This window comes from Halodesulfovibrio spirochaetisodalis, assembly GCF_001672295.1.
GTDB lineage: Bacteria > Desulfobacterota > Desulfovibrionia > Desulfovibrionales > Desulfovibrionaceae > Halodesulfovibrio > Halodesulfovibrio spirochaetisodalis.
In genome coordinates this window covers 40,247-52,546 of sequence record NZ_JXMS01000007.1, presented here as the reverse complement: position 1 = coordinate 52,546, position 12,300 = coordinate 40,247, and the positions used below count along the sequence as shown (strand labels likewise).

Below are 12,300 nucleotides of genomic sequence, written 5' to 3'. Positions count from 1 at the left end.
CCTCTTGTCCCCCTGTACCGTTTATTCGCTCAATTGTCATCTCTATGTCAGTGGCGATTTTTTGACGAGCAAGTGTGAAAAGTATGTAAAAACAGTGTGATGCAAAAATGGCAAGCTCCTTGCTATATGTCTTCGCAAAGACAATTACGTGGCGTTCCACATAGATAGGGTGCCAATTCAGGAGGACTACAATGTTATTTTTGCTTGGTGGAAATGATAAAAAGCCGACACAGGCTGAACAGGCTCGTACCGAGAACATGGAACGTGTGAAGGATTTATTTCTTGCCGGTCGATTCCCTGTAGTGACTACTGAGGCACTTGAGGGACGTGACATCGGTAAAGTACTCGGGCTGGTTGCCTGTCGCGGGTATGACTCTGATGATGCATTTTTTGGTATGACAGCACGTGCAGTCAACAAAGGTGCTCAAGCCATTATCGGATATCAGGAAAATGTCGCTTTCCATCCGGATGGCAGCAAATATTTCTCTTGTTACGGTACTGCTGTGCAGTTTGACCGTTCCAAACGTGCGTAAATAGCGTGCGCTTCCAGCTGGTTGCTTCACTGCTGGCAGCGTCGTTTACCCTTGCGGCTTGTTGTGTATTCTTCCCCCTCCGAGAACTAGCCTAGGTTCTATGCAGCAGGCCGTAAGGTAATATTTTGGTAATGACAGGCAACAGATTGCCTCGTCGTTATGAAAAAAGTCAGACAAGATATCTTGTTTGACTTTTTTTGTGTGTTTCACAGACTGACGCATGTACATAAAAAAAACAGCCCGATCTGTATACGCAGATCGGGCTGTTTTGATGGTATTGGTACTACTCGGAATCTTCTTCAAGACTGCGTGTGTAGCGACATGTTTTTTCAGGACATGCAATGTGCTTTCCGCGAGCCTTTGTAGTTTTGATGGTGAGCAGCTTAGACTCACACTGTGGGCATTCTTCTTCTACAGGGTAGTTCCACAATGCATAGTCACACTGAGGGTATCTGCTGCATGAGTAGAAAATTTTACCGGAGCGGGAGGATTTTTCTACAATCTCGCCTTCATTACAACGAGGGCATTTGATTCCGGTAGAGAACGGTTTTGCATGCTTACACTCAGGGTAGCCGGTGCAGGCAATAAATCGACCGCCTGTACGGGTACGCTTGAGTACAAGATCCTTGCCGCAATCAGGGCATTCACCCATTTTCTGTAATTCTTCTTTCGGGCGCTCTACAAGTACCACTTTTCCGTTTTCATCACGGGTAAAGTTCGAAGTATTCTTACAGTCAGGGTAGCCTGAACAGGCAAGGAAGGTTCCGGCTTTACCGAATTTGATCATCATCGGCTTGCCACATTCTGAACAGGTAAGGTCTGTTTCAAGGCCTTGTTTTACGGACTCCATTTCCTCAGCAGCTTTCTCAAGTGTAGGATTGAAGTCGTTCATGAAGTCAGTCATGAGCTGTGTCCAGTTCAGTGTACCTTCCGCAACGTTATCAAGCAGGGTTTCCATCTGAGCAGTAAAGCGTACATCCATTAATGTGGAGAAGTGCTTAACAAGCTGCTGACAGACAACACGCCCAAGGTCGGTCGGCACAAAGTTCTTTTCTTCAAGCTGTGCGTAGCCGCGGTCGAGCAGTGTCGAAATAATGGCTGCATATGTGGAAGGACGGCCGATGCCGAGTTCTTCCATCTCGCGTACAAGAGACGCCTCTGAGAATCGTGCCGGAGGCTGGGTAAATTTCTGTTCTTTATCAAGCTTCAGCAGGCGGATATCCTGACCGGCTTCCAGCTTTGGCAGTTCAACAGAATCTTCCTTGGTTTTTTGCGGAGAAACTGCAAGGAAGCCCGGGAAGAGCATGCGCTCGCCTTTTACGCGCCATGTGCTTGCAAGTGAGTCCGCGTCCTTGATGGTAGCGGCACTTGGGTTGGCGGCAATGGTGACGGTAGTGTCATGGAATTGAGCAGCTGCCATCTGGGAAGCCATAAAGCGTGACCAGATAAGGCTGTATAGAGCGTGCTGTTCACGCGGCAGTAAATTTTTGACAGAATCCGGTGTAATGGAAGCGTCAACAGGGCGGATTGCTTCGTGAGCGTCCTGAGCACTGGATTTTGTTTTAAAAAAGCGCGGCTTGGCAGGAACGTATTCTTCCCCATACATGGAAAGGATGAGTTCTTTGGCTGCATCGCGTGCATCATCAGCAATGCGTACAGAGTCAGTACGCATATATGTGATAAGCGCTGTGGTACCTTTATCTCCAAGCTCTACACCTTCGTAGAGGCGCTGTGCAATGGACATGGTACGTTTTGCTGAATAGCCATGGCGCTGACTTGCTGCCTGCTGGAGAGTAGACGTGATAAACGGCGGCAGCGGCTGGCGGCTGCGTTTTTTCTCTTCTACTTTTTCTACCTGCAGTTTGGAGGCAAGGACTGCTTCCTGAAGCGCAATAGCTGCTTCTTCATTAGGAACAACAGCTTTTTTACCGGCAATCTGGTGAAGAGTCGCTTTGAACGGTGGCGGTAATTCGCCTTCCATTTCTGCTTTGAACAACCAGTATTCTTCCGGTGTAAATGCGTAGCGCTCTTCTTCACGCTCTACAATAAGGCGCAGTGCAACAGACTGAACACGTCCGGCAGAGATACCGCGTTTCACTTTATTCCAGAGCAGGGGAGAAAGTTTGTAGCCTACAAGACGGTCGAGAATTCTTCGAGCCTGCTGGGCATCAAAGAGGTTTTCGTTCAATTCTTTCGGGTGCTCGAGTGCCTCACGAACAGCACGGGCTGTAATTTCGTTGAACTGGATACGCTTAGCATTCGGATTTTCTTTTTTGATAATCTCGGCAATATGCCATGCGATTGCTTCTCCCTCGCGATCGGGGTCGGGAGCAAGAAAGACATGGTCTGCTTTAGCAGCTGCCTCTTTCAGTGTGGAAACAACTTTCTGTTTACCCTGAATGATCTGATACTTTGGCTTGTAGTTTTTTTCTTCGTCCACGCCGAGATCTTTTTTGGGCAAATCTCGGACATGACCTACACTGGCGTGAACCATGTAGTTACGGCCAAGGAACTTTTTAATTGTTTTCACCTTTGCGGGTGATTCCACAATGATCAGGTCTTTTCCCATTGAATGTCCTGTTTCCGATGTTAGTTAGAGAGCAGCAACTGGCATCACTAAAAAACAATAGGTGCACCAGATGCTAAGCGTTTTCCGTTAGGGGAAGATACGGCAAATGCTGTCAGCGTCAAGTGCCGATTTTCTAAAATATGAATACGACAGTATATCTTCCTGAAGATCAATATAAAATTACAACAAAGCGTCTCTCTGTTTTTATCCTACAATAAGAACGTAACATGTGAATGATACAGGAGCAGTTTCATGGCTATTTGCGTGATACTGCATATATCAGGTTTCAAGTATCTTCAAATTACTGACAATTTTTTGAAATACAAAAGTGAGTGGTTACTCTAACTCTCTGCCAGCCCTTGCAATCTAACGAGTCTAACAAGTTGGCACTGTAATTGCTCAATAACGGGAGTACGTTGTTACGCTCGGGGGAGCTTTTAGGAGGAATACTATGTCTGTGACCCAAATCTCGATGACGCAAGTGCAGGGAGCCCTGCAGCAGTCAAAAAGACGCACTGGCGCAGCTAACACATACGGTAGTGCGCAAAATAACGGCGTAAGCCGCTTCGAAGCTTTGCTTAGAGAACCGCAGCAGATTGCAGAAGCAATGCAATCTACACAACCTTCACAGGTTGCTGCTTTGCCTACTCAGTACCCGTACTATGGGTTGCTCGGGGCAGAACAGTCTGCACGCTCAGGTATGAACCTGAGAAATGTCTCTTCTCTTGCGACATTAATCAATATTTCGACAGTTGAGCCAAATGTATTAGGCAATACGCTCAAAATGCTGACAGATGCTGCTGCCAAGAATCAGCTCGAAACTGCTGAGGCTTCCGGTGCTCCTGTAAACTTACAGGGCATGATGAGCCGTGAAATTGCTCTTGAAGCGGTTGAAGCAGGTGTTCAGTCTTCTGGTAACACCTTTGGCGGCAATGCAGATAAAGAAGAAGCAAAAGATATTGAATCTATTGTAAACAATGACGTTCGTGGATCATTGGCTACAATGTTTGAGTCTGGAGCAACCGGAAATATTGCTGCTATTGGGTACGATACCACCGGGGGAACTTCGTACGGTAAATATCAGTTCTCATCCGCTCGCGGAACTATGGACGATTTTTTGACGTATCTTGATACGCACGCTTCTGACATTTCCTTGCACCTGCGGGCAGCTGGTGAAGTGAATACAGGCTCCAAACTTGGCGAAATGCCGACAGCCTGGAAAGAAGTAGCTAATATTGATCCTGTTCGTTTTGAAAAAATGCAGGATGCGTTTATGCATTCCCGCTACTTCGCACCAGTAGCACGCGTTGTTCAGGATAAAATGAATATTGGTACTATGAGTTCTGCTATGGAAGAGGTATTACTTTCTACTTCCTTGCAGCACGGCCCGCGTGGCGCTGTAAAGATTTTTGCTAAAGCTTTCAGCGAGACAGGCGGTTTTTCACAGGAAATGCAAGAAGCATTTATTAAAAACGTATATGCACAGCGTCGTGACGAATTCACATCATCTGCTCCGGCTGTTCGTTCCGGTGTACATAACAGATTAGACGCTGAACTTAACGCTGCGTTATCAATGCTCGCTTAATATACTGTCAGGTGGTCGTGCTAACGCACCGGTACGAACCTTCTGGTTGTAAGCGATTTACAATCAAGCGTAACCTGTTCTTGTCAATAATCAGACGGAGGGTTGCTATGATTATAGCTAGCAAAAAGGACATCATTTTTGATGTCCTTTTTTTATTTATTTTCAGAATGTTAGTTGTGCAATTGGGACAATTTCGATTCTCTGCTTGACCGTGAGGAGCTTCTGTCTTACTTACGTATGAACACATATTCATACGTAATTTTAATTTTCAGAGGTAACTTATGGAAATTGCTATACAATACATTACAGAAGTATGGGAGATTCTGCTCGAAGCTGCTCCATACGTACTGTTCGGGTTCTTCGTTGCTGGACTTCTTAAGGGGTTTCTGCCGGAAGATTTCGTTGCTCGACATCTTGGTAGCGATAAAAAAGGTGCTGTGCTTAAGGCGTCCATGTTCGGCGTACCGTTGCCGCTCTGTTCTTGCGGGGTAATTCCTGCTGCTGCCGGTTTGCGACAGCAGGGTGCAAGTAAGGGAGCCACAACATCCTTTATGATTTCCACACCGGAAACAGGTGTGGACTCCATTGCTATTACATACGCGCTGCTTGACCCGATTATGACCATTGTCCGTCCTGTAGCAGCGTTTATTTCTGCTCTTACGGCTGGTACTCTAGTGGATATGTTCCCTGAGAAGCCTAAGCCGGGTAAGACAGAGTTTACACCATTAAACTTTGCCCCGACTACATTGAAGAAAGAAGAGGAATGTACCTCAGGCTGCTGTTCTTCTTCAGCAGGCAAACGCTTTAAAGACAAATTTATGACCGGTATGAAGTTTGCCTTTGGTGAACTTGTGGCGGATATCGGAAAGTGGCTGTTTATCGGCATTCTCATTGCGGCGGTGGTATCCACCTTCCTGCCGGTAACGTTCTTTCAGGATTACGTTGGGGACGGCTTGCTCAGTATGATTCTGATGGTGGTTATTGGTGTGCCAATGTACGTCTGTGCAACTGCGTCTACGCCGATTGCCGCAGCGCTTGCACTTAAAGGACTTTCTCCTGGTGGTGCTTTAGTTTTCCTGCTTGTAGGGCCGGCAACCAACGCTGCAACTATTACAGTTGTAGCCCAGACTCTTGGGAAGCGAGTAGCGTTCATTTACGTAAGTTCCATCGCCGTGACCTCAGTCATTCTTGGCCTTGCCGTAAACTGGCTGTATGCAAAACTCGGTCTGTCCGTTTTTGAATGGATTAATAATGTGGAGACACATCAACACGGCATTATTGCTTATGCATCCGCTATCGCCCTGATTATTCTTGTTGGGAAGCAATTTGTCGGCCGAGGTGGACAGAAGCATGGTGCATCTTGCGGATGTCATTAATCTGTCTGTCTTTATTGAAAGTAAAAAGTCACGCTTTTGGGCGTGGCTTTTTTTTTGGAGTTTGCGCTAGTTGTTTTTTATGCCTCCGGCGGGCGGGGCTCTGCCCCTGCACCCCGCAAGGGGGACGCCCCCTTGACCGCGAGGTTGGTTTGTCTGTTAACTATTATTGGCTAATAATATCGCTTGTTCTTTCACATAGTAACTTACATGCGTAGGCTTATTAAGTATCATGATTACTGATGGTTACTGATTAAAAATAATCCTAAATGGAGTAGAGAGGGATTCCCTCTCGCGGGGTGCAGGGGCAGAGCCCCGCCCGCCGGAGGCCTTATTTCTTTCATCCCAAAGACTTTTATTCACTAACTGCCGCAGCAAGTGCCGCATCAACATGCGCTTGTACGGTATCAATCAGCGGAAGAGTATAGTCGGTTGGTTTGACAAGCAGCGCTATCTCGGTGCAGCCGAGGATAATTGCTTCCGCTCCGTTGTTTTCAAGTTCCTGAATGATTTCGATGAAGGCTTGGCGAGTTGTATCCAGAAGCTTACCGCAGCACAGTTCGGTAAAAATGCTGGTGTGAATAAGTTTTCGGGATTGTTCATCTGGAATAATGACTTCGAGGTCGTATTTTTCAGAAAGCGGCTTGCTGATAAAATTGTGTTCCATGGTGAAGGCGGTTCCGAGCAGTCCTAGCTTACGTACGTTGAGTTCTTTTGCTTTGCTCGCCACGGCGTCAGCAATATGAATGAGAGGAATTTCAAGGGCGCTCTGGATGTTGTCTGCCACCATATGCATTGTGTTTGTGCCGATGAGGAGTATATCAGCTCCACCAGCTTCAGTGTTGAGTGCTGCTTGTGTCAGCTCGGTGCTGATTGTTTCCCAATCACCTTTTCTCATCATTTTTTCCAGCGGGGCAAAGTCTACACTTTCCATGAGGATTTTGCATGAGTGGAGACCGCCTAAGCGGGTACGAATACCTTCGTTGAGCAATCTGTAATATACGATGGAAGATTCCCAGCTCATTCCACCTATCAACCCTATCTTTTTCATGAAACATCCTTTGTTTTTTTATGTGCAGTGCCTGCTGCGCGGGATAGCGATTTTATGTGTATAAATTTAGTAGTTTTTTGCTAAATTTTGAATAAAATAGAGTCTATTTACGTAGCATACTATGTTTGTATCTTTGTTTTTTAGTGAGTTGAAGGTACAGAATATACGAAAAGTAATCAGTACAGAATGTTGGTGCGGTTGCTTGGGATGCCAGTTGCGGGCACTGGTGATCTGTAGGGCTTGACATAATTGTAAGAGCCTATCAAGCTTCCGGTATCTATATGTTTGGAGTGCAAAATATGAAAAAGGTAGTTGTATCATTTCTCGGCAAAGATGGTCCGGGAGTCGTACATGCGGTCTCCAGCCTACTTACAGGGTTGGAGTGCAACATTAATGAGGTAAGTCAAACTATTCTGCATAGTGAATTTGCTGCAATCGTTATTGCTGAAATGCCAGACGGTTGTACAATTGAAGCATTGCAAGAATCACTGGTGAAGGGACTTGCCGAACGACAGATTGATCTCAGTGTTACAGCACGCCTTTATGACGGTAGAAGCTGGTCTGCTGAAGATCCACAATCCTTTGTTGTCAGCGTTGATGGTCCTGATCAAAGAGGGCTTGTCGCTGCGATTTCAGGTATTCTTGGTGAGCACAATGTAAACATTGCTAACTTGAAAGCTATTGTTCCTGATGACCAGCCTGATGGTCATGCTCTTATTGTATTTGAGGTTATAGTTCCTGGTGCTGTAGAGCTTTCTGCTCTTCGCAACGCGCTGAATGCCAAGGCTGAAGAGCTTTCGGTACGGGTCAGTGTGCAGCACAGTGATATCTTCGAAGCGGTGCACAGGGTTCAACCCGTGTAGCTGCAATACGTGACAATCAGTTGAGGATTGTCATGTCTGCATACAATACGGTTTAGCAAATTATTTTATAAGGATAAAAGATGCTTTCAGATCGCGAAGTGCTCAGTACTTTAGCTATGCTCAGAAACGAGCATTTGGATGTTCGTACCGTTACACTTGGTGTCAGCCTCTTCGATTGCGCAAGTCACGACTTTGACGTGTTTGCTGATAGAGTCCGCACCAAAATTAGACATTATTCACAAAAACTTGTGTCTACTTGTAATGAGGTAGGCGACAAGTACGGCATTCCTATCGTGAACAAGCGCATCAGCGTTAGTCCGATGGGGGTTGTATGTGCCTCATATACGCCTGAGCAGATGGTGAAGGCGTGTAAGATTCTTGACGAAGCTGCTCAAGAAGCAGGTGTTGATTTCCTCGGCGGATTCGGTGCGTTGGTTGAAAAAGGAATGACTAAGGGCGATCGAGCTCTCATTGATTCTTTGCCAGAGGCTTTGGCAGTAACGCAGCGAGTATGTTCTTCTATTAACGTTGCATCATCCAGAAGCGGCATTAATATGGATGCGGTGGCTCTTATGGGGCAGCGTATTAAGGACATTGCTGCGCGTACAGCAGATAAAGATGGCCTGGGGTGCGCCAAGCTGGTTGTGTTTGCCAATATTCCTCAAGATGTACCGTTTATGGCGGGAGCGTATCTTGGAGTTGGTGAGCCTGAAGCTGTTATTAACGTAGGTGTTTCCGGCCCCGGAGTTGTGAAAAAAGCTATCGATAGGGCTGTACAGAGCGGAAGTGCCAAGAGTCTTGGTGATATTGCTGAGGTAATTAAGCGTACTGCGTTTAAAGTGACCCGTGTCGGTGAAATTATCGGTACAGAGGTTGCGGAACGCCTTGGTCTACCGTTTGGTGTGGCTGATCTGTCATTGGCACCGACACCGGAGGTAGGAGATTCCGTGGGTGAAATCTTTGAAGCCATTGGCCTTTCATCCATTGGTGCCCCAGGTTCAACAGCTGTTTTGGCTATGTTGAATGATGCTGTGAAAAAGGGTGGTGCATTTGCGTCGTCCCACGTTGGCGGATTATCCGGTGCATTTATTCCGGTATCAGAAGATTCAAGCATTGCAGCAGCCGCAGCGTCTGGCGCATTGACCATGGAAAAACTTGAGGCCATGACCAGTGTTTGTTCAGTAGGCCTTGATATGGTGGCTGTGCCTGGTGATACATCGGCTGCAACATTATCCGGCATCATTGCTGATGAAATGGCAATCGGTATGATCAATAGTAAGACAACAGCTGTACGTATTATTCCTGTTCCTGATAAGGGCGTGGGAGATACTGTTTCTTTTGGTGGTTTGCTTGGTGAAGCACAGATTATGGCCGTTCCTGGTGGTAATGCAGAATCCTTCATTAATCTTGGTGGACGTATTCCTGCACCGATTCATAGCTTAAAAAACTAGCCTTTTCTTTTCCCATAATGACAAAAGCCGTTCTGCTTACGCAGAACGGCTTTTCTTACTAATAAAGGGGCTGCAAACGGACTAGCTTCCGCAGCAGCAGTCAGTGAGCGCGCTAAGTGCGTATTCCTGACGTTGGCGATATTCTTCTTGTTTACCTTTGTTCCAGCGTTTTACTGGACGGTAGTAGCCAACTACACGGGTGTACACTTCTGCTTCGCTGCCACAAGTCGGACAATTGAAGTGTTCACCATTAATGTAGCCGTGCTCCTTACAAATGGAGAAGGTAGGGGTCACGGAAATGTAAGGAATTTTTGTGTTGCTCATTGCTTTGATGAGGAAGTTCTTTACGCTTTCCGGTTCCGGTACAGCTTCGCCGAGGAAGGAATGGAATACGGTACCGCCGTTGTACAAGGTCTGGAGTTCGTTCTGGTGCTCAAGAGCGTAGAATACGTCCCCTGTAAGACCTACTGGAAGCAGAGTCGAGTTGGTGTAGTACGGTACTTCATTACCAGCGGAAACGATGTCTGCGTAGAGGTCTTTGTCTGTTTTGGCAAGACGGTAGCAGGTACCTTCACCCGGAGTTGCTTCAAGGTTGTACAGGTTGCCAGTTTCTTCTTGGAAACGAACAGTAAGTGCGCGCAGGTGGTTGAGAACACGGCGCATAAGGCGCAGGCCGCTTTCAGTTTCAATACCTTTGCCGAGCAGGTTGAGGCATGCTTCATGGCCACCGATAAGACCGATGGTGGAGAAGTGACCTTTGTAGCCGTTTTTGAGGTAGCGGCGTGAGAACGGGAACATGCCCGCTTCAAGGTTCTGCTGGCAGAGCTTGCGCTTGAATTCCAGAGATTCTTTAGCCATTTCTGCGTATTCTTCAACAAGATCAAGGAAGTCTTCTTCGTTGTGAGCAAGGTACGCAAGTTTCGGCAAGTTCAGAGTTACAACGCCGATGGAACCAGTGAGGTCGCCAGCGCCGAACAGGCCACCGGTCTTTTTACGGATTTCGCGAAGATCCATCTGCAAACGGCAGCACATGGAACGAACATCTTCCGGATTAAGATCGGAGTTGATGAAGTTCTGGAAGTACGGAACACCATACTTGGCTGTAAGTTCCATTAAGAGCTGGGCTGGAACAGAATCCCAATCAAAATCTTTGGTAACGTTGTATGTCGGGATCGGGAAAGAGAAGATACGGCCATCAGCGTCGCCTTCGAGCATAACCTCGAGGAATGCGCGGTTAATCATATCCATTTCTTTCTGGTAATCACCGTAGGTTGTATCCTGGAATGCACCACCAATGATGATAGGTTCATTAGCAATGTGTGCCGGAACAACCATATCAAACGTAAAGTTGGTGAACGGGCTTTGGCCGCCCCAGCGGGAGGTAGTGTTCAGGTTGTATACAAGCTTCTGGATCTGCTGACGTACAGTCGGGTAGTCGAGATTATCGTTGCGGATAAACGGAGCAAGGTAGGTATCAACGTTGTTGAATGCCTGAGCGCCGGACCATTCGTTCTGCAGTGTTCCAAGGAAGTTTACAATCTGTCCGCATGCGGAATCAAAATGTTTTGCAGGTGCAGAGCAGCAACGGCCTTCGAGGTTGAAACCTTCAAGCAGGAGATCGCGAAGGCTCCAGCCTGAGCAGTAGCCTGCAAGACCGAAAGAAAGATCGTGAACATGGAAGTAACCGTGAGTGTGAGCCTGACGGATTTCTTCTGGATATTTTTCAAGCACGTAACGAGCCTGAACAGAGCCTGCCATATGCAGAATGAGACCCTGAAAAGAATGACCCATGTTGGAGTTTTCATTTACACGCCAGTCACTGCGGTCAAGGTAGCTTTCGATCATGCTGGATACGTCAAAGTAAGCCTGATCCTGTGTACGCATTTCACGACGTTTTTCACGGTAGATAATGTAACGTTCAGCAACGGCGTACAAGCGGGCTTCCATCAGTACCTGCTGTACTGTGTCTTGTACTTGCTCTTGCTCAGGTGCTTCAACATTTGCAAGTTTTTCTTCTACCTTACGAGCAAGGCGTTTGGAAAGAAGTGGGTCTTTGATGCCACTGCTTTTGAGTGCTTTGAGGATAGCTTGGGCAATTCGTTCGAGGGACCAAGTTTCGATGCAACCGTCTCGCTTGAGAATCTGTTTGGGCATTATAACTCCGGACGTCATAGAAAGTGCATGGCAAAAGAAGAGCACACGTAAAGAACGCATGCATCGCGCGATAGCAATTCGACATCTTGCAGCCTGGGATGTGTATATTGCGGCAGAACCCCAATATACGCAGGCACAGGTTATGGATTATTTGGATATATACCGGCAGTACGCTCTGTGCCGGTTGACTTCAGGAAGGGGCTGGCTTTCTTGCCGGTATACCGTGTGGGCGGTAGCTTGTGGGAAAGCAGGCAAGATTACAGCGGCAGGACCGCACCGGATTTTCGACCGGATTTCCTTTGCGCCTTTCGGCTCCTGAAGGGAGTCTTCTTTGGGTGGGAAAGAGCTAACAAAAAGCATGTTATGCATCAAGTAGGTTGATGCTTTTTGTGGATAGATTAACACGTAATCCACAGTGTAATTATCCGAATTAGCTGATGTATTTTTTTTACGCACAATTTGGATGTACCGTTTTTGCACTTGTGCGAATTAGCACGCTTGGTTACTCAAAAATAGGCTTCTCCTACGCATAAAAAAAATGTTAAAAGTACTGCAAACTGTGACTTGAGTTACGAAAAGTTGCGCGGAAATCGGTTATACTTAAGTGATGTATTATTCTAAATAATTGCAAAGATACTTCCAAATAATGAGTGTTCAGCGTAGAAAGTGTTGTTATCACTTTTGAGTGCAAGGCGAGCGGAAGAGTTTGTGTCATGTTGTT

8 protein-coding genes are annotated in these 12,300 nt (G+C 46.7%); 5 read left to right on the top strand and 3 right to left on the bottom strand.

The genetic code is table 11. The features are described 5' to 3' along the window. Positions 1–191 precede the first annotated feature (191 nt). Positions 192–533: a hypothetical protein gene (locus SP90_RS05515; RefSeq protein WP_066853425.1), complete on the top strand. Its 342-nt coding sequence runs from the start codon at positions 192–194 to the stop codon at positions 531–533. Positions 534–816: 283 nt separating this feature from the next. Here SP90_RS05515 and topA read toward each other — a convergent pair whose 3' ends face one another. After that, positions 817–3,102 carry a type I DNA topoisomerase gene (gene topA, locus SP90_RS05510; protein ID WP_066853423.1) on the bottom strand — a complete coding sequence of 762 codons (2,286 nt, stop codon included), beginning with the start codon at positions 3,100–3,102 and terminating at the stop codon, positions 817–819. A gap of 451 nt (positions 3,103–3,553) precedes the next feature. On the opposite strand from topA, the gene SP90_RS05505 reads away from it, so the two are divergent. Together SP90_RS05505 and SP90_RS05500 are read left to right on the top strand one after the other, a co-directional pair. Beyond that, complete coding sequence (locus SP90_RS05505) at positions 3,554–4,687, top strand: VgrG-related protein (protein ID WP_066853421.1); 1,134 nt, start codon at positions 3,554–3,556, stop codon at positions 4,685–4,687. A 281-nt stretch (positions 4,688–4,968) separates the two neighbouring features. Then, on the top strand, positions 4,969–6,063 hold the full coding sequence (locus SP90_RS05500) for an SO_0444 family Cu/Zn efflux transporter (RefSeq protein WP_066853419.1): 1,095 nt from the start codon (positions 4,969–4,971) through the stop codon (positions 6,061–6,063). Positions 6,064–6,415: 352 nt separating this feature from the next. On the opposite strand, the gene SP90_RS05495 is transcribed toward SP90_RS05500, so the two are convergent. Next, complete coding sequence (locus tag SP90_RS05495) at positions 6,416–7,111, bottom strand: aspartate/glutamate racemase family protein (protein WP_066853417.1); 696 nt, start codon at positions 7,109–7,111, stop codon at positions 6,416–6,418. Positions 7,112–7,410: 299 nt separating this feature from the next. Between SP90_RS05495 and SP90_RS05490 the strand changes: the two genes are divergently transcribed. Next, positions 7,411–7,974, top strand: a complete 564-nt coding sequence (locus SP90_RS05490) for a glycine cleavage system protein R (RefSeq protein ID WP_066853415.1) — start codon at positions 7,411–7,413, stop codon at positions 7,972–7,974. Between the two features lie 80 nt (positions 7,975–8,054). After that, on the top strand, positions 8,055–9,425 hold the full coding sequence (locus SP90_RS05485; protein WP_066853412.1) for a PFL family protein: 1,371 nt from the start codon (positions 8,055–8,057) through the stop codon (positions 9,423–9,425). A gap of 81 nt (positions 9,426–9,506) precedes the next feature. Here SP90_RS05485 and SP90_RS05480 read toward each other — a convergent pair whose 3' ends face one another. Then, positions 9,507–11,579 carry a ribonucleoside triphosphate reductase gene (locus SP90_RS05480; RefSeq protein ID WP_066853410.1) on the bottom strand — a complete coding sequence of 691 codons (2,073 nt, stop codon included), beginning with the start codon at positions 11,577–11,579 and terminating at the stop codon, positions 9,507–9,509. Positions 11,580–12,300 lie beyond the last annotated feature (721 nt).

Excerpts from the sequence above, each read along its gene's own strand:
- SP90_RS05490 (WP_066853415.1), top strand. The coding sequence starts at position 7,411 with ATGAAAAAGGTAGTTGTATCATTTCTCGGCAAAGATGGTCCGGGAGTC.
- SP90_RS05505 (WP_066853421.1), top strand. The coding sequence starts at position 3,554 with ATGTCTGTGACCCAAATCTCGATGACGCAAGTGCAGGGAGCCCTGCAG.
- SP90_RS05515 (WP_066853425.1), top strand. The coding sequence starts at position 192 with ATGTTATTTTTGCTTGGTGGAAATGATAAAAAGCCGACACAGGCTGAA.
- SP90_RS05500 (WP_066853419.1), top strand. The coding sequence starts at position 4,969 with ATGGAAATTGCTATACAATACATTACAGAAGTATGGGAGATTCTGCTC.
- SP90_RS05480 (WP_066853410.1), bottom strand. The coding sequence starts at position 11,579 with ATGCCCAAACAGATTCTCAAGCGAGACGGTTGCATCGAAACTTGGTCC.
- SP90_RS05495 (WP_066853417.1), bottom strand. The coding sequence starts at position 7,111 with ATGAAAAAGATAGGGTTGATAGGTGGAATGAGCTGGGAATCTTCCATC.
- SP90_RS05485 (WP_066853412.1), top strand. The coding sequence starts at position 8,055 with ATGCTTTCAGATCGCGAAGTGCTCAGTACTTTAGCTATGCTCAGAAAC.
- topA (WP_066853423.1), bottom strand. The coding sequence starts at position 3,102 with ATGGGAAAAGACCTGATCATTGTGGAATCACCCGCAAAGGTGAAAACA.